Annotated in this window: 19 protein-coding genes; 7 read left to right on the top strand and 12 right to left on the bottom strand. The window is 72.4% G+C overall.

Features of this window, described 5'->3' with window-relative positions:
* Nucleotide 1: 1 nt before the first annotated feature.
* On the bottom strand, nucleotides 2–2,968 hold the full coding sequence (locus tag AW272_RS26685) for an AfsR/SARP family transcriptional regulator (protein WP_169807636.1): 2,967 nt from the start codon (nucleotides 2,966–2,968) through the stop codon (nucleotides 2–4).
* A 164-nt stretch (nucleotides 2,969–3,132) separates the two neighbouring features.
* Between AW272_RS26685 and AW272_RS26690 the strand changes: the two genes are divergently transcribed.
* From AW272_RS26690 to AW272_RS26705, 4 genes are read left to right on the top strand one after another with little or no spacing between them, the layout of a single operon-like run.
* Nucleotides 3,133–4,158, top strand: a complete 1,026-nt coding sequence (locus AW272_RS26690) for a pyridoxal-phosphate dependent enzyme (RefSeq protein ID WP_066370624.1) — start codon at nucleotides 3,133–3,135, stop codon at nucleotides 4,156–4,158.
* On the top strand, nucleotides 4,155–5,198 hold the full coding sequence (locus AW272_RS26695; RefSeq protein ID WP_066370626.1) for an ornithine cyclodeaminase family protein: 1,044 nt from the start codon (nucleotides 4,155–4,157) through the stop codon (nucleotides 5,196–5,198). The genes AW272_RS26690 and AW272_RS26695 overlap by 4 nt, the downstream gene beginning before the upstream one ends.
* Nucleotides 5,199–5,211: 13 nt before the next feature.
* The gene (locus AW272_RS26700) at nucleotides 5,212–5,883 is read left to right on the top strand and encodes a rhomboid family intramembrane serine protease (RefSeq protein ID WP_066370628.1); all 672 of its coding nucleotides are present in this window, start codon (nucleotides 5,212–5,214) and stop codon (nucleotides 5,881–5,883) included.
* Between the two features lie 31 nt (nucleotides 5,884–5,914).
* Nucleotides 5,915–6,853, top strand: coding sequence for an epimerase (locus AW272_RS26705; RefSeq protein ID WP_066370630.1), 939 nt, complete (start codon nucleotides 5,915–5,917; stop codon nucleotides 6,851–6,853).
* On the opposite strand, the gene AW272_RS26710 is transcribed toward AW272_RS26705, so the two are convergent.
* Nucleotides 6,789–9,524 (bottom strand): FGLLP motif-containing membrane protein, encoded by a 2,736-nt coding sequence (locus AW272_RS26710; protein ID WP_066370632.1) that lies wholly within the window; start codon nucleotides 9,522–9,524, stop codon nucleotides 6,789–6,791. The two genes, AW272_RS26705 and AW272_RS26710, sit on opposite strands and share 65 nt — an antisense overlap.
* A 65-nt stretch (nucleotides 9,525–9,589) precedes the next feature.
* Nucleotides 9,590–12,202, bottom strand: a complete 2,613-nt coding sequence (locus AW272_RS26715; protein WP_066371124.1) for a CHAT domain-containing protein — start codon at nucleotides 12,200–12,202, stop codon at nucleotides 9,590–9,592.
* Nucleotides 12,203–12,275: 73 nt separating this feature from the next.
* On the opposite strand from AW272_RS26715, the gene AW272_RS26720 reads away from it, so the two are divergent.
* Complete coding sequence (locus tag AW272_RS26720) at nucleotides 12,276–13,493, top strand: S8/S53 family peptidase (RefSeq protein ID WP_157518803.1); 1,218 nt, start codon at nucleotides 12,276–12,278, stop codon at nucleotides 13,491–13,493.
* Here AW272_RS26720 and AW272_RS26725 read toward each other — a convergent pair.
* The 6 genes from AW272_RS26725 to AW272_RS26750 are packed head-to-tail and all read right to left on the bottom strand — an operon-like array spanning nucleotide 13,490 to nucleotide 18,757.
* Nucleotides 13,490–14,200, bottom strand: coding sequence for a C1 family peptidase (locus tag AW272_RS26725; protein WP_066370635.1), 711 nt, complete (start codon nucleotides 14,198–14,200; stop codon nucleotides 13,490–13,492). The genes AW272_RS26720 and AW272_RS26725 overlap by 4 nt on opposite strands.
* Nucleotides 14,193–15,302 carry a hypothetical protein gene (locus tag AW272_RS26730; RefSeq protein WP_066370638.1) on the bottom strand — a complete coding sequence of 370 codons (1,110 nt, stop codon included), beginning with the start codon at nucleotides 15,300–15,302 and terminating at the stop codon, nucleotides 14,193–14,195. The genes AW272_RS26725 and AW272_RS26730 overlap by 8 nt, the downstream gene beginning before the upstream one ends.
* Nucleotides 15,303–15,338: 36 nt before the next feature.
* Entirely contained in the window at nucleotides 15,339–16,292 is a 954-nt protein-coding gene (locus AW272_RS26735; protein WP_066370645.1) for a hypothetical protein, read from the bottom strand.
* Nucleotides 16,289–16,558 carry a hypothetical protein gene (locus AW272_RS26740; protein WP_066370647.1) on the bottom strand — a complete coding sequence of 90 codons (270 nt, stop codon included), beginning with the start codon at nucleotides 16,556–16,558 and terminating at the stop codon, nucleotides 16,289–16,291. The genes AW272_RS26735 and AW272_RS26740 overlap by 4 nt, the downstream gene beginning before the upstream one ends.
* Entirely contained in the window at nucleotides 16,555–17,712 is a 1,158-nt protein-coding gene (locus AW272_RS26745) for a transglycosylase SLT domain-containing protein (RefSeq protein ID WP_066370650.1), read from the bottom strand. Before AW272_RS26745 ends, AW272_RS26740 begins: the two co-directional genes overlap by 4 nt.
* A gap of 10 nt (nucleotides 17,713–17,722) precedes the next feature.
* Entirely contained in the window at nucleotides 17,723–18,757 is a 1,035-nt protein-coding gene (locus tag AW272_RS26750; RefSeq protein ID WP_157518804.1) for a hypothetical protein, read from the bottom strand.
* Nucleotides 18,758–18,901: 144 nt separating this feature from the next.
* Here AW272_RS26750 and AW272_RS26755 point away from each other — a divergent pair, with 144 nt between their 5' ends.
* Together AW272_RS26755 and AW272_RS26760 are read left to right on the top strand one after the other, a co-directional pair.
* Nucleotides 18,902–19,246 (top strand): RNA polymerase sigma factor, encoded by a 345-nt coding sequence (locus AW272_RS26755; RefSeq protein WP_066370659.1) that lies wholly within the window; start codon nucleotides 18,902–18,904, stop codon nucleotides 19,244–19,246.
* Nucleotides 19,246–19,686 (top strand): hypothetical protein, encoded by a 441-nt coding sequence (locus AW272_RS26760; protein ID WP_066370660.1) that lies wholly within the window; start codon nucleotides 19,246–19,248, stop codon nucleotides 19,684–19,686. Before AW272_RS26755 ends, AW272_RS26760 begins: the two co-directional genes overlap by 1 nt.
* Here AW272_RS26760 and AW272_RS26765 read toward each other — a convergent pair.
* From AW272_RS26765 to AW272_RS26775, 3 genes are read right to left on the bottom strand one after another with little or no spacing between them, the layout of a single operon-like run.
* Nucleotides 19,683–20,144 carry a hypothetical protein gene (locus AW272_RS26765; RefSeq protein ID WP_066370662.1) on the bottom strand — a complete coding sequence of 154 codons (462 nt, stop codon included), beginning with the start codon at nucleotides 20,142–20,144 and terminating at the stop codon, nucleotides 19,683–19,685. The genes AW272_RS26760 and AW272_RS26765 overlap by 4 nt on opposite strands.
* Nucleotides 20,128–20,694: an RNA polymerase sigma factor gene (locus AW272_RS26770; protein ID WP_066370670.1), complete on the bottom strand. Its 567-nt coding sequence runs from the start codon at nucleotides 20,692–20,694 to the stop codon at nucleotides 20,128–20,130. The genes AW272_RS26765 and AW272_RS26770 overlap by 17 nt, the downstream gene beginning before the upstream one ends.
* 20 nt (nucleotides 20,695–20,714) lie before the next feature.
* Nucleotides 20,715–21,977 (bottom strand): S8 family peptidase, encoded by a 1,263-nt coding sequence (locus AW272_RS26775; RefSeq protein ID WP_066370673.1) that lies wholly within the window; start codon nucleotides 21,975–21,977, stop codon nucleotides 20,715–20,717.
* Between the last annotated feature and the right edge of the window lie 95 nt (nucleotides 21,978–22,072).

Here is a 22,072-nt window from a genome sequence, read left to right on the forward strand (position 1 = left end):
GTCAGAGCTCGTCGCGGACCTGTTTGGTGCGGGCCTCCCACAGCGCGACGCCGATGTCGGCCCACAGCCGGGCCGCCTGGTTCAGGCAGTCGCGGGCCCGCATGGTCTCGCCCTCCTCGGCGTATCTGACGCCGAGATGGTGCAGGGTGTGGGCGCGGCCGTAGCGGTCGCCGGTCGCGACGAAGATCTCCAGGGCGCGGGCGAGCGCCCGCCGGGCGGCGTCCTTGTCGCCGCGCGCGCCGTGCAGCGCGCCGAGTTCGATCAGGGTGAAGCCCTCGGCGACGTCGTGCTCGCACGAGCGGAACACCTCCAGGCTCCGGTGCAGCAGCGGCGCGGCCGCCTCCAGGTTCCCGGTCACCAGGTGCAGCGCGCCCAGGCACCGGTCGGCCAGCGCCTCGCCGACCCGGTCGCCTATCTCGGCGTAGAGATCCCGGCTGCGCCGGTGGCAGTCGAGAGCGTCGTCGTAGCGGCCGAGATCGCGGTGGACGACGCCCAGGGCGCGCAGGGCGCGGGCGGTGCCGGACCGGTCGTCCAGATCGGTGAAGACCGACAGTGAGCGGCGCAGGGTGCGGAGCGCGGTGCCGAGCCGGCCGGTACGGGCGTGCGCGAGCGCCCCCGCGACCCCCGCGTGCGCGGCGAAACCGGGCAGGCCGAGCTCGGTGAAGATGGCCGCCGAGCCCTCGGCGCACTCCATGGCCTCCGGGTAACGGTCCAGGTCGAGGTAGTGCTCGCCCAGGGACCGCAGCAGATGGGCCTCGCCCTGCCGGTTGCCCGCCCGGCGGACGGTCTCCAGGGCGCACTTGTTGACGCTCAGCCAGACGTCGACGTACCAGCGGACCTCCAGGAAGCGGCTGACGCAGCAGCACAGCTCCCAGGCCAGTTCGTCCAGGCCCCGCGTGCAGACCTGGACGCAGATCGCCACCAGCGTCTGGCGTTCGGCCTCGAACCAGGCCATCGGGTCGGCGGTCAGGCGGGCCAGGTCGGCGTCCGGCAGCGGCACGCGCGGCGTGGTGCCCCGGCCGAGCGGCGCGACCCCGCGCGGGAGGCGGGCCTGGGCGTGTTCGGCCATGAACAGGAAGCGGCCGAAGGCCCGGCGCAGCGCGGCGTCGAGGGACTCGCGGGACTCTTCGGCCAGGGCGCGGTCGTGGGCGTACAGGCAGAGCAGGTCGTGCATGCGGTAGCGGACCGCGCCGGTGTCCTCGTCGACGTGGGCGACGTCGACCAGGCGGGCCTCCACCAGGGTCTCCATCAACTCTTCCGCCTTGTCGTCGGGCAGCCCGAGCAGCGGCCCGGCCACCCACCCGGCGAAGGTCGGCGCGTTGAGCACGCCGAGCAGCCGGAACAGCCGGGCGGCCGGCTCGTCGATGCCCTCGTAGCTGAGCGCGACGCTGGCGCGCACGCCGATGTCCCCGGAGTGCAGCGTGTCGAGACGGCTGCGCTCGTCGGCGAGCAGGTCGAGCAGCCGCCACAGCCGCCAGTGCGGACGGCCGCGCATCCGCGCTCCGGCCACCCGGATCGCCAGCGGCAGCCGCCCGCACAGGCGCACGATGCGCCGGGCCGTCTCACCGGGCGCTGCCCGGTCGGGGCCGACCGTGTGGACCAGCAGGTCGACGGCCTCGTCCTCGGTCAGGACGTCCAGATCGAAGGAACGGGCGTTCTCCAGCCCGCCGAACCGCCGACGCCCGGTGACGATCACCGCGCTGCCGAGGCCGCCCGGCAGCAGCGGCCGGATCTGCGCCTCGCTCCCGGCGTTGTCGAGCACGAGCAGCACCCGCCGGTCGGCCATGTGCGCCCGGTAGAGGGCGCTGCGCTCGGACACGTCGGCGGCGTCGCTCCCGTCAGGAAGGCCGTCGTCGTCTTCGACGCCGAGCCGGTGCAGCAGCCGGGCCAGCACCACGGAGGTGTTGGCCGGGCGCTGGTCGAGCCCGCGCAGGTCGACGAAGAACTGCCCGTCGGGGAAGCGCTCCTGGACCCGGTGGGCGACGTGCACGGCCAGCGCCGTCTTGCCCGCCCCGGCCCGGCCGGACACCACCGCGACGGCGGGCACCGGACCCGGGTCGGAGACCAGCGCGGCCATCTCGGCCACGACGGCGGCGCGGCCGGTGAACCCGGCGATGTCAGGCGGCAGCTCCCGGGGCCGCTGCGGACGGGTGGACCGCTCCGGGCGCGGCGGCGGCGCGGGGGCGGCCCGGTCCAGGCGGGGGGCCGACGTCAGGATGTCGCGGTGCAGGTCGCGCAGCGGGCGCTGCGGCTCGACGCCGAGTTCGGCGACGATCAGGCGGTGGCCCTCGCGGTAGGTCTCCAGCGCCTCGGCCTGCCGCTCCGACCGGTAGAGGGCGAGCATGAGCTGACCGCGCAGCCGCTCGTTGAAGGCGTACCTGGCCACCCAGTCCTGGAGTTCGGGGACCACGTCGCGGTGGCGGCCCAGGGTGAGGGCGGCCTCCATGCGCTCCTCGACGGCCAGCAGCCGGAGTTCCTCCAGCCCGGCGGCGGCCGACCGTACCGCGGGAACCTCGACGTCGCTGAAGGCGGGCCCGCGCCAGAGCGCCAGCGACTCGGCCAGCAGATCGGCCGCCTCGGCGGTGCCGGCCTCGGTTGACGCACCGGTCAGGAGCGCCCTGGCCCGGCCCACGCCGTCTTCGAAGCGGGCGAAGTCGAGCGCGGTCCTTTCGGCCCGCAGCACGTAGCCGCCGGGGCGGGTGACCAGCTCGGTGTCCGCGCGGGGCTCCGCGCCGCCGCTGTTGAGCAGGGTCCGCAGTCGCCACACCCGCGTCTGGACCTGGCCGAGTGCGGTGTCCGGCGGCTCCTCCCACAGTGCGTCGATCAGTTCCCGTACGGGGACGACCCGCCCCACGTTCAACAGCAGGACGGCGAGGAGCGCACGCTGCGTACCCCCTCCTGGGGAGCGGGCACGCCCGTCGACGACGACCTCCAGCGGCCCGAGCGCACCGAACACTATGCGGCTCACGTGATCAATTACTGACGAATCGCGACCGAAAAGGGAAGAGTTCGCGACAAAGTGACTTCGAACGTCAATCAACGTCAAGCGCACAGGTCAGCGCTGGCGACAACTCGCCACCGCTCTTCCCGATCTCCGCCCCTGCCCCGATCCTGCCGGTGGAGGGACGCGCCATGACGACGACCGCGCAGGAGGTGCTCCGCTCGGCGATCCCCGGCACCCCCGTCGTCGTCGCGGAGGTCTCGGTCCGCGGGCGTACGCACGAGCTGCTGCTGAAGCTGGAGAGCGGCAACCCGACCGGCTCCATCAAGGACCGGACGGCGGCCGGCCTGCTGATGGCCCTCGACGCCGAGAGCCCGCTGCGGCCCGGCATGGTCGTGGTCGAGTCGACCTCGGGCAACCTGGGCCTCGCGCTGGCCCGCCTGCTGGCCCGCCTCGACTGCCGCTTCATCGCCGTCGTCGACCCCAACACGCCGCGCGCCACCCGCCGCACCATCGCCGCCGCCGGGGGAGAGCTCCACGAGGTCACCGAGCCCGACGGCCGGGGCGGCTACCTGCTGACCCGCCTGCGGGAAGTCCGCCGGATCCTGGACGCCAACCCCGGCCACCGCTGGACCGACCAGTACCACAACCCCGCCAACCCGAGGATCCACCAGGAGACCACCGGCCCTGAGATCGCCGCCCACCCCGGCCTGGACGCCGTCTACGTCGCCGTCTCCACCGGCGGCACCCTCGCGGGCGTGGCCGCCCACATCCACGGACTCGGCCGCGCCATCGACGTGGTGGCCGTGGACGCCGTGGGCTCCCTGGCCACCGGCGCGTCGGCGGGCCCGCGCCTGATCAGCGGCATCGGCGCGAGCCGCCCCTCCGCCTTCCTGACCCCCGACAGCTACGACCGCGCCCACCGGGTGCCCGACGCGGAGGCGACGGCCGCCTGCCGCCTGTTCCGCGCGGACACCGGGATGGCGCTCGGCGGCTCCAGCGGCAGCGTCGTGGCCGCCTGCCTGCGCGACCTGCTCGGCCACCACCCGCCCCGGCGGCCGCTGTGCCTGTGCCCCGACTCGGGCGTCGCCTACGCCGACACCCTCTACGACGACCGCTGGCTCACCGCGCACGGACTCATCGGCCCCACCACCGCCGCCGAGGCCCGGCTGCGCGCCGACGGCATCCGCTTCCACCTGGAAGGCGCCTACGCATGACGCTGTTCACCGAGTATCCCGATACCGAACTGCGCTACCTGCCGCGCGCCGCCGTCATCGAGTGCTGCGCCGAGATCGACCTGCCCGCCGTCGTCGAGGACGCGCTGGTCCGGCACGGCTCCGGTCAGACGATCCTGCCGGAGGAGGCCTACCTGGGCTGGCGGACGAGTTCGGGCGCCGCGGCCCGAGCGCTCGCCATGCCCGGCGCCCTGCGCGACGGCGACACCCTGACCCTCGGCCTGAAGACGATCAACGCCAGCCTGGGCAACCCCGCCCTCGGCCTGGCCCGGTCGCAGGGCCTGCTGATGATGTTCGACCCCGACATCGCCTGGCCCCGGACGATCATGGAGTCGGCCTACCTCAGCGCGATGCGCACCGCCGCCGTCACCGCCGTCAGCGCCCGCCTGCTCGGCCGCCCAGGCCCCTCCCGCGCCGCCGTCATCGGCTGCGGCACGCTGGCGAAGGCCCATCTGGCCCTGCTCCCGGTCGAGAACGTCGTCCTGTACGACCTGGACCCCGCCCGCGCCCGCGCGCTCGCCGACACCGTGGCCGACGACCTGGACGTGAGCGTGGCCGGCGACGCCGAGTCGTGCGTCCGCGACCGCGACCTGGTGATCACCGTGACCACGGTCACCGAGGGCTGGCTGCCGATGTCCTGGCTGGCCCCGGGCACGCTGGTCGCCCACGTGTCACTCGACGACGTGCTTCCCGACGTCGTCACCGGCGCCGACCTGGTCGTCGTGGACGACTGGGACCTGGTCAGCCAGGACCCCCGCCGCCTGCTCGGCCGCATGTACCGCTCGGGCGACCTGCTCGCCCCCGACCGATCACCCCGGCCAGGCGTCACCGCCCGCGAGGGCGCGCGCCCGGTCGACACCACCCTCGGCGCGCTGCTCACCGGCGCCCACCCCGGCCGCGCCCACCCCGACGACGTCGTCCTCAGCAATCCGTTCGGCATGTCCGTCCTGGACATCGCCCTGGGCCGGGCCGTCGAGGACGTCGCCCTGCGCAACGACGCCGGCCTCCGCCTCCCCATGTGACTCAGGAGAAGCCATGACCAACACGCAACTGGCCACGCGCGTCCGCCACCCCGCCACGACGGCCCTGGTCGCCGTCAACGTCCTGGTCGCGCTCGTGGCCAGCGTCATGATCACCGTCGCCGACGGCTTCGACCCCGGCCTGATCTTCCTCGACGGCGTCAGCCCCCTACACGAATGGGGCGAGATGAGCGGCGAGGCCGTCGACGGCGGCGAGTACTGGCGGCTCGTCACCACCCTGTTCCTGCACTACGGCCTGCTCCACCTGCTGGCCAACATGATCATGCTGTGGGTGGCCGCCCGCGTCCTGGAACCCGCTGTGGGGACCACCGACTTCCTGATCGTCTACGCCCTGTCGGGCCTGGCCGCCAGCGTGGCGGTCTACTACACCGCCCACGACGTGCTGACCGCCGGCGCGTCCGGCGCGGTCTTCGGCCTGTTCTCGGCCCTGCTGGTGGTCAGCGTCCGGCGCAAGCTGCCGTTGTGGCTGCCCCTGGTCCTGCTGGCCTTCGGCGTCGTGACCACCTTCGCCCTGCCGGGCATGTCCGTCGCCGCCCACGCTGGCGGGCTGGTCGCCGGAGCCGTCGCGGCCACCGCGATCGTGTACGGCGGCCGCTCCCGCACCCCGATCCTGGTCGCCGTGGCCGCTCTGCTGATCCTGCTGGTGGTCCTGGCCCGCTTCGTCTGAATTTGAACACGTTCAGTAGGCTCGTACCGTGATGAGAATCGTGATCCCCGGAGGAACCGGCCAGGTGGGCGCGATCCTGAATCGCGCCCTCACCTCCGCCGGCCACGACGTCGTGGTCCTGACCAGGCGACCGGTCCACGAGCGCGAGGTCGCCTGGGACGGCCGGACCCTGGGACCGTGGGCGAAGGAGATCGACGGCAGCGACCTCGTCGTCAACCTGGCCGGGCGCAGCGTCAACTGCCGCTACACCCCGGCCAACCTCCGGGCCATGATGGAGTCGCGCAGACAGTCCACCGAAGTCGTCGGCCATGCCATCGCCACCGCCGATCGACCTCCCCGGGTCTGGTTACAGATGAGCACCGCCACCATCTACGCCCATCGCCTCGACGCGCCCAACGACGAGACGACCGGCGTGCTCGGCGGCACCGAGCCCGGCGTCCCGGCCTACTGGAACCGCAGCGTCGAGATCGCCAAGGCGTGGGAGGCGGCGCAGGAACGGGCCGAGACTCCGCACACGCGCAAGGTCGCCCTGCGTTCGGCCATGGTGATGAGCCCCGACCACGGCGGCATCTTCGACGTCCTGCTCCGGCTGGCGCGCTTCGGCCTCGGCGGCCCGGTGGCGGGCGGCGCGCAGTACGTGTCGTGGATCCACGACCGGGATTTCGTCCGCGCCGTCGAGTTCCTGGCCGGCCGCGACGACCTCACCGGCCCGGTCAACCTGGCCGCCCCCGGCCCCCTGCCGCAGCGCGACTTCATGCGCCTGCTGCGCGAGGCCTGGGGTGTGCGGGTGGGCCTGCCCGCCACGAAGTGGATGGCTGAAATCGGCGCGTTCGCGTTGCGCACCGACACCGAACTCCTGCTCAAGAGCCGCCGGGTCGTCCCGGGCCGCCTGCTCGACGCGGGCTTCACCTTCGACCACCCCGACTGGGCTGAGGCGGCAGGGGATCTGGTGCGGCGGGCCCGTTCCTGAGGCGCACGAACGTCCAGTAGGCCAGCGACACGACGGCGAAGACGGCGAACGCGGCGAGCATCTCCCGCACGGCCCCCCAGTCGAGCTCCATGGCCTTCTCCGACTCCTTGCCGTACACGATGTGGACGAAGGCGAACAGCGCGATGCCGACGACCACTCCCCACAGGGGCCAGCTCCACCGGGTGAGCTTGTAGCCGTCGAGGAACGGCATCGGGATCAGGCCGAACAGCACACTCTGCACCCCCATCACGAAGACGGCGGCGAGCGCCGCGTCGAACTGGAGCGTCAGGGGGTCGGTGCTCGCGCGCAGCGCCTCGTCGTTCGAGGGGATCCAGGCCAGCCAGGCCACCAGGCTCAGCGTCAACGTGGCGATCGCCGCCACCAGGACGGCCCGCGCCCGGTCTTCGTCGTCGCCCCTTTCGACGACCGCCGACGCGCCTTCGGGAAGATAGACGAAGACGGTGATGATGCCGTACACGTAACCCGGATTGAGGTCCAGCCAGCGTGAGCCGACCGCGCAGACGGCGGCGACGGCCAGACCTCCCGGGAGCACCCGGAACGAGCCCTTCTCCTCGGTCGCCCACCGCGTGAACACCTCGTTCACGACTGTGAACGTGAGGGTCGTCAGGATGAGCGCGACGGCGAACGCGACGGCGGTCCGGACCTCCCGGTCGTCCGGCGGCGAGGCGAAGGTCAGCAGCGCGGCCCCCGCCGCGACGGCGACGGCGAACTGGAAGCCGACCGGCACCCGGCCGAGCGCGGTCCTGATGCCGCGAAGCGTCCGGGATCGGGCGCCGGGTCCCTGACTGTTCTCGTAGGCCTTGTTGAACATCTCCGCGGGGAATCCGAGCATCAGGATGATGATCACGCCGAGGATCACGGAGCCGACCAGGTGGTCGAGCCGCCACGAGACCTCGTCCGGGGCCCGGACCGCTTCGGCGAACGTCGTCCTGAACCACCCCTCGGGGATGGTGAACGTGGCGGTGGCCGTGGCGCGGCCCGCGCAGACGAGCTGGGCCGTGTAGGCGCCGGGCTCGCGGTCCGGCACGGTGAACTCGCCCCCGGTGGCGACGGCCGGCACAGCCGTCAGCGGGCGGTTCTCCTTGTCGAAGTGCAGCCGCGCGGTGGCGCAGCCCGGCGGGAAGTCCCGGCCGACCGCCGTCACGAGGGTGCCCGGCGGGCCCTTGGACCGGTAGAGCCGCAGCTTCGCGTCGGTCTTCGGCAGGACGTCGAACTGCTCGTCGCTCGCCAGATCGGCGTTGTCGAGACATCGGGCGGCCACGTCGTGCCGTCCGGCGGAGAGGTCGGCGGGAACCTTCAGATCGCCGCGGAACACCCCGTCGACCGGGTCCGTCTTCTTTCCGGGGCGGCCGGCCCAGCCGAACTCCACACGGTCGCAGGCGAAGCCCCGCCCCTGGACGCGCACCCGCTGGCCGTGTTCACCGTGCCCGATGTGGAGCCTGAGCGTGGGCATGATGACGCGGTCACTTGGCGTGGGTGTGGGTGTGGGGTCGCGCGTGGGTTCGGGCGATTCGGAGGTGGCAGGGTCGATGGTGAGAGTCGCCTGGCCGCTGAGCCGCTGGTCATCGACACACCGGGCGCGGAAGGTCCAGGGGCGGGGTGCCGAGTCGGGCGGCACCCCGAGTCGCTCCTCGAAGCTCCCGTCACCGGCCGTCTGCCGGACCCGCGTCTCGGACTCCCAGGTGAGCAGCACGTCTCCACCGGCTCCGGCCTGATCACCGCAGTCGAACCGGCTTCCTCGGACGACCACCTCACCACCCGGACGGGCCCGCTCCGGCCGCACGACCAGCCGGGGTTCGCGGGGAACGACCTCGAAGGCCGCTGGCAACGAGCTGTCGCCGCAGGCCACGACGATGTCGTGCCGGCCGAAAACGGAGTCGGCAGGCACGGCGACCCCGGAGGAGAACCTGCCGTCCGCGTCCGCCGACTCGGCGGGCACCGGGGTCCCGTCGAGAGTGACCCGCAGGGGCCCGGCGTGCTCACCGGGTCGCGGGCCGCAGGAGAAGCCCTTTCCCGAGACCTCGATCTTCGACCCGGCGAGCGCCGTCGACGGCAGGTCGACGGCCGCGACTCCCAGGGGAATCCGCGCGGCCGGCGACACGGGTTCGCGGCACCCCGCGAGGACGTCGATCAGGTACTGACCGGCCGGGATCTCCGGCACCTCGAGCACGCGGGTGAGACGGCCGTCGGAGTCCACCTTCGCGGGGAAACTCCGGCCGCCCCACACCAGCGTCACCTCCGGCTGCGGAGCCAGGCGGTCCGCGCAGACGAAGCCCGCCCCGCTGACGGTGATCGACGATCCGGGGGCCGCCATGGCGACGTCGGCCCCGGCGGTGACGAGGGTGAAGTAACTCTGGCCGCCGACCTTTCCCGCCGGGCAGCTGATCTTCACCGGATGAGGTCCCAGCGTCCAGTCAGCGGGTATCTCGAAACGCGCGGAGGACTCGGCCGACTCCTCCGTCTTCACCTCGGTCTGGCCTTGTATCGCGTATTCGCCGGGGCATACCCCGGCCAGTTCGGCGGTCACTTTGGTGCCGGCGACGCCCCAGCTCGGGGTGAGCGTGACCTCCTCCGCGTGGGCGGGCGCCACCATCGCCAGGCCTGTGACGATCGTCATGGCGCCCAGGACGATCGCGGTCCACCGTCGCATCTCGGAACTCCTCCCTCGGTCGTGCCTCATCAGCACGGAGGGCGGAACCCGTCCCGAAATACCGGTCAGCCCGAGCCGAGGGCGAGGAAACACCAACCCGTGGCCAGGGCGACCGGGTCGGTGCCGACCGCCAGGCGGGCGGCGCGCAGGGCCTCGGGCAGCCGCGACCCGGCGCGCAGCTCCCTGTGCAGGGCGACCATCAGCGGCACCGCCGCCCGGTCGTTCACCGGGGCCACGCTGGCCACGATCCCGGCCGTGCCGAGCTGGATCAGGGAGGCGGCCAGGCCGAGCAGTTCGTCGGAGCCGACCGCGGCGACCCGGCCCGAGTCGCAGCTCGACAGGATCACGTGCCGGGGCGGCCGGTGGAGCCGCTCCAGGTCGTAGACCATCAGGGGGCCGTCGTCGACGCGCAGCGCGGAGAACTGCGGGCTGTCGGCGCGGAAGGTCCCGTGCGCCGCGATGTGCGCCAGCCCGGCCCCGTCCATGGCCGCCAGCACCCGGGCGACGGTCGCCCCGCCGTCACCGAGCACGACCGGCGGCGGGTGATCCACGTAGTCGGCGGCGATCCGCACCACCTCCTCGCCGCCCGACGCCAGCCCAGGCCCGCGAACCAGCACCACGTCGCCGCCGCCACCGGGGGAGTCCCGGGCGCGTGACCACGACGTGGCCGAGGGCGCCACGCTCAGCACCCGGTCGCGCAGGGCGGGCAGCAGCGCCCAGGGGGCGGCGTGGAGTCGTCCGGGCGGGACGACGATCACGTCGCCGTCGCCGAGACGGGACATCGCGTCGCCGAAGAGCGTGCGTTCGAGCGCCGCTGAGGCGGCGTCCACCTGGCCGAGGATCTCGTCCGGGCGCAGGGTCGACCGGCCGTGGGCCAGGCGGGAGAGCCCGAACCGGACACCGTGGATCTGGGTGACGGCCCGATCCAGCCGCCCGGCGGGGAACCGACGCACCCGGTCGGAACCGCAGAGCAGGACGTGCAGCTCACCGTCGACGTCGACCAGTTCGAGGAGCGTGTCGTCGCCGAGCTTCGCCAGCAGGGCGGACACGTCGAAGGGGAGCGGGGCCGACCGGCCCGGCGCGCGCGTCCGCAGCGCCCGCGCCCTGGCGGCCCGCTCCAGCCGCAGCTGCTCGGCGTGCAGCGCGGCGGTCGGCAGCCCCTGGGCACGGACGTCGGCGAGCCTGCTGGAGACCACCCGGACCGCGGCGAGGTCGGCCTGGAGCGCTTCGTCGTCCGACGACCGTGCCACGTGGATCGCGAGGGCGCCGGCGCGCCACCGTTCGCACCACGTCAGCAGCAGGCGGGGCCGGTCGAGCTCCAGCGCGTGGCGCTGGCCCAGCCCGGCCAGCTGGGCGCCGAAGGTGGTGGCCTGCGCCAGGAGTTCCGACGAGCCGAGGGTGTCGCGGTGTTCCTCGATCACCGCCAGGCCGCGTCGGCAGGCTCTCATCAGGCGCCGGGCGTCGCCGTCCGTCTCGGCCAGCAGCGCCTCCGCGAGCCAGCCCACGGTCCGGGTCTGCGCCGGGCCGCTCCACCGCGCCCGGGCGGCGTCGGTCAGGTAGTGCCGGGCCGTCGACGCGCGGCCGAGCGCGAGCGCCAGCCGGCCCGCGACCAGGCGGCTCAGCGGCAGGTCGGGGGAGGACAGGCCGGCCAGTTCGATGGTGCACTCGGCGGCGGTGGCGAGGAGGCCGGCGGTCGGCGGTCCGGCGGCGAACTCCGCGCGGACCAGAACGAGCCGTGCGTGCGCCCGCCACCAGGGACGGTGCTGTTTCTCGAAGAGCTCGACCGCGGTCGCGGCGCGGGCGAGGGCCGGTTGCGGGCGATCCGCCGCCAGCGCGCATTCGGCCGCCATCAGCATCAGCTCGGCCACCTTCGCCGGTTGCCCGTTCACCCCTTCCAGCCGGTCGATCGCCGAATCGGCCTCGATCAGCGCCTCGTCCGCCAGCCCCGCCGTGAGCAGCGCGCGGCACCGGTGCAGGCTGAGGGCCGGATCGGACACCTCAAGCCGGTCGAAGCGGTCGGCCGCGGCGTCGAAGCAGGCCAGCGCCTCGGGAAGGTCGCCGATGCGCAGGGCCAACACCCCTCGGTGCACCACGGCGTCGGCCGACTCCAGCTCCTGCCCGGTGGCGCGGAACATCTCCTCCGCCCGCCCCAGGTCGTCGGCGGCCTCCCGCACCGCGCCCAGGGCGAGATGGCAGAAGGCGCGTTCGGTCAGCGCCCTGGCCTCCCACATCCGGTCGTCGTCCCGGTGCAGCACCTCGATCGCGTCGTTCAGATCGGCCAGCGCCTCGCGATGGGCTCCGAGCACGACGAGCACCCCGCCACGGCGCAGCAGGCTCCGGCCCCGCAACCACCCCACGGAGCTCAGAACGGCCAGGTCGAGCGCCTGGCGGCCCGCCGCCGTCCGGCCGGCGAACACCAGCGCCACCCCGAGGCTGGCCAGCACGTCGGCCTCGCGGTCGGCCGACCGCGACAAACGGGCGAGATGACGGGCCGTCCGCAGTTCCCGCACCGCCGCGTCGATGTCGCCGAACTCCCGCAGGACGATCCCGACGGCCTGCCGGGCCACCGACGCCTCGAACGGACTCGGATCACGGGCCAGCACCTTACGCGCCTGTTCGAGGGCCAGGTGCGGGCGGGACAACGCCAGCGGGAGGAGCTCGGCACTTCCGTTCGTCACCGGGTCGGCCATATCCCGACATTCAACGACCGGCGTAGCGTTCGCAAGCAGTGGGGCCACAAAGGGGGCATCGGTGGATTCCGTGTTCGAAGCGCAGTTCCGTCATGTTCAGAACTCCCTCGCGAGGGACGGCGTCGAACTGGAGGTCGCTCTCAGGCCGAACGGCGACGTCGACTACGTCTACCAGGCGAGGCGGCTGCTCGCTCTCGACCGGGGGAACAACGTCAGGCAGATCATGCACGCGCTTCCCGGAATCGAGAGGGTGGAAGAGCCGGTCTACCCCGGGCTCGCCGTGCTGTCGCTCGACAACGCCGAACGCGGTTTCTGGACGGTGCCCGCCGCGCTCGAGTATCTCGAAGAGCGCATCGGGCGCCGAAGGAGGCGGAGTGATGATCTGCCGCGGTTCACGCCCAACCACCTGACCCACATCACCCGGCTCTGCCCCGGCGGCGAGCCGGTGCCGCCGAAACCGCCGCTCCCGTGGCCCCCGCCCAAGGCGAGCCGGTCCGGCGTGCAGAACCAGGTCCTGATCGAGGTCGTGGACACCGGGCTCCTGTCCGGCCCGCTTCCGCCCTGGCTGAACGGCGTCGTCGGCGATATCGACATCCTGGATACGCTCCTGCCCAACGGCAGATACCTCATCCCGCAGTACACGGGGCACGGCACCTTCGCCGCCGGAGTCGCCCGCTGCATGGCGCCCCACTCCGACGTCTACGTCTCCGACCACTTCACCGAGTCGGGCGGGGAGCTGGAGAGCAAGATCGTCCTCAAGCTGGCCGACACGGTCAAGCGGCGGGTCCCGGCGGTGCTGAACCTCTCCGCCGGGCTCTACACCTACAACAACCAGCCATCACCGGGATTCGAGCTCTTCCACGCCGACCACCCGGGGACGATCGTGGTGGCGGCGGCGGGAAACGAGGGCGGCAATCGGGAGTTCTATCCGGCGGCGTCGTCGTGGACCGTCAGTGTCGGCGCGCTCGGGCCCGACCAGGAGCACCGCGCCTGGTTCAGCAACTACGGCAGCTGGGTGGACGTCTGGGCCCTCGGCGAGGGCATGGTCAACGCCTACGCGACCGGCGACTACGAATACAGGGAGCCGCCGAAGGCGCCCGCCGTCCAGAGCTTCGACGGAATGGCCAGGTGGGAGGGGACATCGTTCGCCGCCCCGCTGGTCGCCGGGATGATCGCCGACCACCTGGCGGCCAACGCCGTCCTGCCCGCCGCAGCCGTCCAGGCGGTTCTCGCCGGGGCGGTCCCGCTGCCCGGCGTCGGTCCCGCGCTGCCGGTCTAGCGGTCGGTGACGAGCGTCGCCTCGCCGTCCTCGTCGATCAACCGTTGCAGCGTCGTGTAGGGCAACCACACCAGCGGATAGTCGAATCCCCAGGAGTTGACCAGCCGCACCGCCCCCAGGCGGTCGGAGGCGCCGTAGACGCAGATCGCGTGCCCGCCACGGATGAGACCGAGAGAGCCCCGGCCGATCCAGTGCCCGTCGTCGCCCCGCCGCCGGGGCTTGTCGAAGTCCTCATACCAGTTGCAGCCCAGCACGACCGGGACGCCCGTCGTGATGCACGTCCTGACCTGGTCGACCCGGGTGGCCCACCGGTTGGCCGCGATGCCGTCGGCCGCCGAGGGCTCCTGCCGCTGCCCGAGCACGAGACGGGAGTGCCCCTGGTCGCGCAGGACGTCCATGGCGGCCCTGACCGAGGTGCCCTCGTTGTCGCCGGGGTTGGTGGCGGGCCACTCGTCGATCTCCTTGGCCCGGTCCCAGAGCCAGCGGGCGTCGTACAGGGGCCCGTTCAGGATGGACATCGCCCACGACGAGGAGAAACCCACACACGCGCCCTCCTTCGACTGGTCGTATTCACGGCGGAACGCGGGCAGGGCCAGGGCGTGCTCCACCACCGGCACGGTGGCCGGGGCCACCGCCGCGTAGGGGTAGCGCTCGACGTGCCGCCAGTCCGAGGGGGCGCGCCGGCCAAGCGGGCGGATGTCATCCATCGCCGGTCCTTTCTGAGTCGGGAAGAGGGATGGTGAGACGTTCGCGGACCTGGAGCTGCCAGGAGCGCACCGCGTCCACGGTGATCTCCTGACCCAGCCGCTCGCTCAGCGCGGCGGCGAGCGCTCCGGCGTCGGGGTGGAAGGCGAAGGCGCGCACGCCGGTGAGCCCCAAGGCGACGAGCGCCTCGCGGACGGGCCGGGGGATGAGATCCAGCGCGAGCAGCGCCGCCTTGTCGAGGAGCGCGACGAGGTCGAGCCCCAGGCCGAGGGCGGCGAGCGCGGCGGCTCCCGCCGGGGTGGCGGCCAGCCGGGCCAGGTCCTCCACCGAGTAGACGCGCAGCGCGTTCAGCCTGGCGATCGCGTCGGCGCCCAGTTCGGTAAGCGTGGCGAGCGGCTGGTCGAGCTGGTCGGTGCGGGGCAGCTGGGCGCCGAGGACGGGCCGCACCCGCATCCGGATGCGGCCGAGCTGTTCGTCGACCGGCGCCCGGTCGACCACCTTGGCCCGCACCTGTCCGAGCCGGTCGAGCTGCACCGCCACCGGCACGCTGAAGTCGAGCTCGTCGACCACGTAGGCGCCCATGGTGCTCGGGTAGCGCGCGAGTTCGCCCTGCATCCGGTTGACGGCGGTCGCGATGGTCTCGCCGAGTTCGTGCAGCACCACCTCGCCGCCTGCGCCGGGAAGGGCGGCGATCCGGAGGAGGACAGAACCGGTGCCCGCGTCGTCCCAGGTCACCGCGTCGGTGGAGGTGGCGGCGAGGGCGTCGGCGGCGTACACCCGGAACAGGAGGGCGGGGCGGGCGGCGGCGGGCAGCGCGAGTTCGAAGGAACCGTCCCGCGCGGTGTACGCCGCGGCCCCGAGCAGACCACCCGACCGGGGACTCTGGTCCCACGCCTCGACCCGCAGCCCGGCCATCCCCGACCAGGCGACCTGGTCGACGAGGCGGCCCACGACGCGATAGACGGCCGGAGCCGCAGCGGGCAGATCCACCTCGCAGAACACCGACGCCAGGTCGGCGTGCCAGGCGGTGGGGGGAACGCGCTGCTCCGCCACGCGGACACCGTCGCGGTAGAGCCACAGCCCCAGCTCCGAACGAGGTGGCACGGCGACGGAGATGCGCCCGTCGCCGTCCGTGGTGGCCTATTTCACCATCGTGGCGAAGGCGGCGTCCCACACCTCGGCCCGGAGACCGGGCACCGGCTGACGGGTGGCCCGGTCGAGGGCCTGCACGTCGAGCCGGTAGGTGACCGGGCGGTCGGGCGCGACGTCCACGACCAGCCGCACTCCGTTTAGGACCGGGCCGGTCCAGGCGCCGGCCCAGTCGACCACCGCGATCCGCTCGTCGTGCGACCAGACGGCGAACGTCGGGTCGGGCAACTGGTCGACCAGGTGCGGGAAGGTCAGCGCGAACTCCCCGGTCTCGGTGGTGGTCGCGGCGCCGACGGGGTTGACCCATCGGCCGGCGCGGTCGAGGAGTTCGACCCGGAGTCGGGGCAGCGGCGCGTCGTCCGCCTTCCTGGAGACGCGGCCCGCCGCCCGGCAGGTCGCGGCCCCGGTGAACTCGACGTCGGATTCGGGCCGCTCGGGGGAGACGGGCCAGTCGGCGACCCGATCGCCACCGCTCAGCCAGAGCCTCAGGTCGGTGCCGTTCTCGTCCACGATCACCGTGAACCGGCCGCCCCGGCCGATCGCGGCCTTCTGCCTGCCGCCCGCCGGGTCGGTGGCGACGACGGTGAGCCCCTCCCTGACCGGATCGCCGTCGATCAGCGCGCGGCCGAACGCCGGCCGGTGGCCGCGGTCCACCCGGTCGAGCCAGATGACGGTCTGACCCAGGGGGATCAGCCGCCCCGGAACCGGGATCTGGATCACGGAGACCAGCGCGCGCGGATCCCGGTCGTCGGCGCCCCGGCCCCAGAACGTGCGCAGCACGACGTCGCCCCGGTCGCCCCGGCCGACCGGCAGGTCGAGGTCGAAGCGGCCGTCGGCGCCGGTGGAATCGATCCCGATCAGCTCTTCCCGGTCTGAGCGCCAGGCTCCCACGATCGCCCCGGCCACGGCCGATCGATCGGCCCGGTTCAGCACGATGCCGTTCACTCGTCCTCCTGTTCGGCCGGCAGGTACGCCAGACGTACGGTGAGCGTGGCTCCGCCGTCCGGCCCCGTGGCCACCAGCGACGAACCCTTCAGCCGCATGGCGAGCGGGACGGACAGGCGCACCGACGACCAGGTGAACGCGGTGGGCGGGACCCCCGTCTCGCCGAACGCGTCGAGGCTGTCGCGAGCCCTCTCGTCCAACTCCAATTGGGCGTCGACGATCCCGCCGCCCAAGGCGGCCAGCAGCCCGGTGAGCGCCACGCTCATGGCTTCGGGATCTCGAGGTGGTAGGCGGGATCGTCGGGCGGTCGCAGGAAGCGGGCCACCCGCGCGTCGGCCTTCACCGCCCGTTCGAAGGCGGCCCGGTCGCGGATCGAACTCGGGGCGACGTCGATGACGGCGAGCGTCCGGGGGTCGGCGGTGTGCAGGGACACGTTCTTGGGGCCGACGTCGACGATCTTCCGTGTCATGTCCGCCTTGATCTGGCCGGGGTCGCGACCGGCGGCTTTCGCGGTGGTGTAGACGTCGATGATCTGGTCGCCGTACTTGCCGTAGAGGTTCTTCTGCGCCTCGGCGCCGTGTCGCTCGCAGTTGTCGTACATGGCCCTGGCCTGGTCGGCGGGGGTGCGCTGGGTGCTGGTGACCAGCGCGTCCGACAGCGACGCGGCGCGCAGCAGGTCGGTCAGCACGGTGATCGCGTAGTCGGGCACCACCGCGCGGTTGGCCCGATCGGCCCAGCGGATGACGGGCTCCTGGGCCGCGCTGTTCCTCTTGACCTGCGGCGAACCCGCGAGCAGGACGTCGACCGACACCGACGGCCGGGTGGAGTGGCTCCCGAGCACGGCGACCGCGTCGTTGAAGAAGCGGACGAACCGGTCGACGTGCGTGCCCGTGCCGATCGGATACTGCCGCAGCTTCCACCGGTTGCCCGCGCCGCCCTGGTAACGCAGCCGCCCCGCGTTGTAGGCGGCGGCCACCAGCGGCGGGTCGAGCGAGGTCTCCCTGGCCTGTCTGGCCATGTAGGCCGTACCGGCCATGATCGAGTTGCCGGGGACCAGCAGCCACGCCCGGTCGAGACTGAGCCGGAGCGTCTCCCGGGCCGTCGAGATCAGGGTCCGGGTGAGTCCGGCGCTCACCCGGTGGGGCGTGGCCTCGTCCGAGGTGTAGCCGGGCTCCTCCCTGACCGCGTCGGGATCTCCGCCCGACTCGGTGCAGACGCACGCCACGATCAGCTCGGCGGGGATCCCGTACGCCTTGGCGGTGAGGTTGATCTGCCGCGCGTACCCCTCCCAGACCCGGGTGACCGTGAGGGGCCGGCCCCGGGTCCGTTCGACGCCGCTGCCGCTGATCTCCACGCCGGAGCCGGTCAGCCGCCAGGTGACGCTGTCCTGGACGCCGTGGAACTCGGTGAGCGCGGTCATGCCCGGCGCCTCAGACCGTGATCCCGGCCGACTGCGTGACCAGGCCGAAGCTGACCCGCAGCACGGCCTGCACCGGCTGGTCCTGGTCGGGGGTCGCGATCGTCCGGGTGATCTCGATCGTCATCTTGCCCTGGGCGTCGGTCTCGCCGGTGCTGGTGTAGTTGAGCGTCGGCTCGCTGATGCTGACCGACAGGCTCTTGGTGCCGTGCGGTTCGCCGTCGGTCTTCCTGAGCAGGGCGGTGACGGTGGCCCTGTGGGCGATGACCGGCTTGGTGGTGTCACCGTCCTGGTGCACGTCGAACCGCGCGCTGACCAGGAGTTCGAGACGAGGTCCCTTCTGCAGCACGAAGGGCTTGGGCAGCTGCACGTCGGCGCGCGGTTCGAGCGTCGCCTCCATGTGCAGCTTCCCGGCGGCGACATCCTGGCTGTACGACGCGTCGACGCCCGTACTGGTGTTGCTGTATGACGTGCTCGCGGACGCGCGCACCCCGCCGCCGAAGAGGCCGAAGCTGCCGCTGACCGAGCCGCCCGCGCGGAAGGCCCGCTGCTGGACGTTGATGCCGCTGCGGGAGTTGAACTCCTGCACGTTGGCGTCGGCCTCGAGGTAGACGCGCGACCACTGGTAGGCCGTCGGCATCAGGTAGTTGATCAGGGGCAGCTTCTGCATGTGGATCTCGCCCCTTTTCATCGAGCCGTCCTCGTCGTCGACCACCTGCTCGAAGACGGCGATGACGTCGATCTGGGTGTCGGAGATCGCCTTGGCCGTCTCGCGGAGGTTCTTGTCCAGCTCCGACTGCGCGGCCGCGACGGCGAGGCCGACGCTCTTCACGAACTCGCCGAAGGCGACGCCGTTGCCGGCCAGTTCGTCCGCCACGTTGGAGTCGGCCGCCGACTCGCCCACGGTGAGCGGGGGCCGCTCGGCGGCGGCGCCGAGTTCGCGGGCGGTCTCCATCGTCCGGATGACCTCCGCCACCGTCTCCTGCTGTCCGGGCACGGCCGGGGCCTTGCCTTTGGTCCTCTTCTTCGGGGGGCTTGCGTCTGCCATGGTTCTCCAACCTCCGGTGTCCCGTCGCTTCGACAGTTCGGAGCACATCCGCGGGCGTCTGATACACCGGGTTCGGATGTTTCGTATCAGCGCAGGAGACGGCGTCCTCCGGTAAGACGACAGCGCGAACAATGGAGGAATCTCATGGTCATCGACATGGCGACCCCGCGCGTCCGGCTCCGGCCGTACCGCTTCCGCGCGGAGCCGATGCCGTACGACAATGACGGCATGAGCGAGGATCTTCCGGTCGCGGCTCTGGTCGGCCGGGTGTGCGCCGGTGACCGGCACGCCTGGAACGAACTCGTCGAACGCTACTCCCCGCTGGTGTGGGCCATCTGCCTCCGGCACGGCCTGGCCGGACGCGAAGCCGAGGACGTCGCGAAGCTCGACCTGCCGGTCGCCGGCATCGGCCCGGCCCGCGTCCGCTGCCTGGCCAAACTGCGCGCGTGTCCCGAACTCGTGGCCCTGGCGGACAAGGGAGAACGGTGATGACCGGCTGGGACGACGACGACCGGTTGCTGGCCGCGCTCCGGGACATGGCGCGGACCCGGAGCGCCGTGCCCCGGGAGGTGGTCGACGCCGCGAAGGCCGCGTTCGCGTGGCACGACGTCGACGCCGAACTCGCCGGTCTCGTGTACGACTCGGCGCTCGACGACCGGCTCCTCACCAGCGTCCGGGGAGACCACCGGTTCCTGATCTTCGAGGTGCGCGACCTGACCCTGGAGGTCGAGGTCGGCCCGGAGGCGCTTTTCGGCCAGTTCCTGCCGCCACAGCGGACGACCGTCGTGAACCGGCTCAGGAACGGCGAGACCACCGGTTCCCCCGTCGACGACACGGGGTGCTTCGTCATCCAGCCCCCGCCGCCGGAGAGCTTCTCCCTCAGCTGGACCTACGAGGGCCGGTCGGTGCGGACCGATTGGGTGACCTAGAGCGTCACCCAGGTGGTGACGACCTCGAGGCCGCTCGCGGTGCGCACGTACAGATGGAAGCCGCTTTTCGGAATCGGCCGGATGGTGAATCCGCCGACCTCGTCGGCCGCGACCTCGCGAGTGCCGCCCGTGCGCCCGCGGACTTCCACGCGGGCCTCCTCGTCGGGGTCGAGCTGGCCGATCAGCGCGTCGTCGAGGATCCCGAGGTCGATGCGCAGGTGGGCCGACTGGAACGTCAGGGAGGTCAGCGCCGCGGTTTCGGCCCTGAGCAGCAGGGAGCCGTCGAGCGCCGCCGACTCGATCACCAGCTGGGCGATCTCGGCGTCGAAGCCACGCAGGCCGAAAGCGGCCTTGCCCGCCTCGATCGCTTCGCGCGGAACGTGCCGCCGGCGGCTGACCGCCTCGGTCAGCTCGGCGAGGAGCCGCTCATCGGGGTGTCTCTCAGATTCGTCCGGCATCGCCGTGCCCTTCCAGAATGCGGCGAAGCTTGGCCAGGCAGCGAGCGCGGGTCGGCCCGATTCCGCCGACCGGCACGCCGAGCCGCGCACTGATCTCCGTGTACGACAGGGACTCCTCCTGCAGGCACAGCTCGAGAAGACACCGGCAGCGGGCCGGTAACTGGGCGAGGCCACGGAGGAGCGCGGCGTGTCGCTCCGCCCGTTCGAGTTCCTGGTCGATCACGGTCGACTCCGTCTCCGGATCGAAGGTGAGGGGCGACTCGGCCCCCTGAACCTTGCGGAGGTTTCTGGACACGCGCAGGCACTCCCGCTGCGCGGTCGTCGCCAGCCATCCGGCCAGTGCCGCGGGTTCGCGCAGCGTGTCGAGGTTCTCCACCAGGCGCAACCACACCACCTGCGCGACATCGTCGGAGTCGGGCCGGGTGAGACGGTAGCGCAGGCAGATGGCCCACACCAAGGGTGAATACCGTTCGACGATCTCGTCCCAGGCCGCCTGATCGCCCTTGCGGGCCCGTGCGACCAACGCGATGACTTCCGGGTCATCCCGCATCCAGACTCCTCACTCTGGGTTCACCCTGGCTCGGGTGGTTGGACGTCCTCATGGCGTTCCGGGCGCATCTGCGCCGGGCTCCGGCGAAGGAGCAGGTCACACGCTTCGCTCGGGGAGATCTGGTGCCGGTGCGCCAGATCGGCGATGGCGCCGCTCACCGCGGCGGCCGCGAACGAGGTGCCGCTCCAGGCGGCGTAACCCTCGTAGGGCTTCTCGGCGCCGTGCTTGTCCACCACGACCTGACCCGTGAGGTAGAGGCACTCGACGTCCTCTCCCGGAGCCACGAGGGAGACCCACGGCACGTTCGGGCTGAACTCCGGCCGCACGCCCTTGGTGGCCGCGCCCACCGCGATCACGCGCGCGCAGGCCGCCGGAAACGCCTTGGACCCGGGGGTGACCATGGGGTGCTCGCCCGTCGCCGACGGGTCGACCCTGCCGTGGTTGCCCACGGCCGCCACTAGGGTCATCCGGTCCACGAGCCGTTCGACCGCCCTGCCGATGACCAGAGGGGGTTCGTCGTCGGCGGTGAAGCCGGCGAAGGAGAGGTTGAGCACATTCACGCCCTCGTCCGCGAGGGACATCATCTTCGTCGCGACGTCCCAGGACGACGCGTTGACGCCGGTCTCGTCCAGGCAGGACCTGACGATCAGCTCGGCCGCCGGAGCGCGGTCCGCGATGATCCCCGCGACCGCCATGGCGTGCCCGGCGAGCATGGGCAGCGGGGTCCGCTCGGTCAGGAGGTCACCGGTGTCGGCGAGAAAGCGGCCGGTGAGCTGGGGGTGGTTCCCGACCGGGGTGTCGAGGACGCCGACCCGCAGCCGCCTGCCCTCGATCGCCTCGCGGCGCTCCAACGGGGCGCCGCTCGCCAGCCCCACCGGAATCGTGCCGGTCCCACCGGTGTAAGGCTCGCCCTCGATGCTGTCGAGCAGGCGGTGCTTGCCGACGATCCAGTTCGGCGACTGCGCGCGCAGCGCGTGCAGCAGCAGGTCGAGGTCCGTCACCGGAGCGTCGGGGTAGATCCGCTCGCTGGCGCGCTGAGCCTCGTCCTCCAGGCCGGGAATGGCCCGCAACGTGGTGACGACATCGGGCAGGCCCGTCACCTCGACCCAGTCCAGGCCGAGCGCCTCGCTCTCCCCGAGCATCGACCATGCGGCGGGGCCCGTGCCCGCCCAGCGCTCGATCAGGCCGAGGACCTCATGCGTCTGGGTGGAGTCGACGATGATCTCGTTGTCGTAGAACGCCTCGATCGTGGTGCGACGAACGGAGTCGATGTTCTTGTGCATGGGTCGATCCCTCCAGGCCGATTCACGGTTCTGCGTGTATGGAGCACGCTCGCGCCGGTCTGATACCTGGATGTCGCGACGATTCCGCCACGTTT

The sequence above is a fragment of the Herbidospora mongoliensis genome, assembly GCF_001570545.1.
Taxonomy (GTDB): domain Bacteria; phylum Actinomycetota; class Actinomycetes; order Streptosporangiales; family Streptosporangiaceae; genus Herbidospora; species Herbidospora mongoliensis.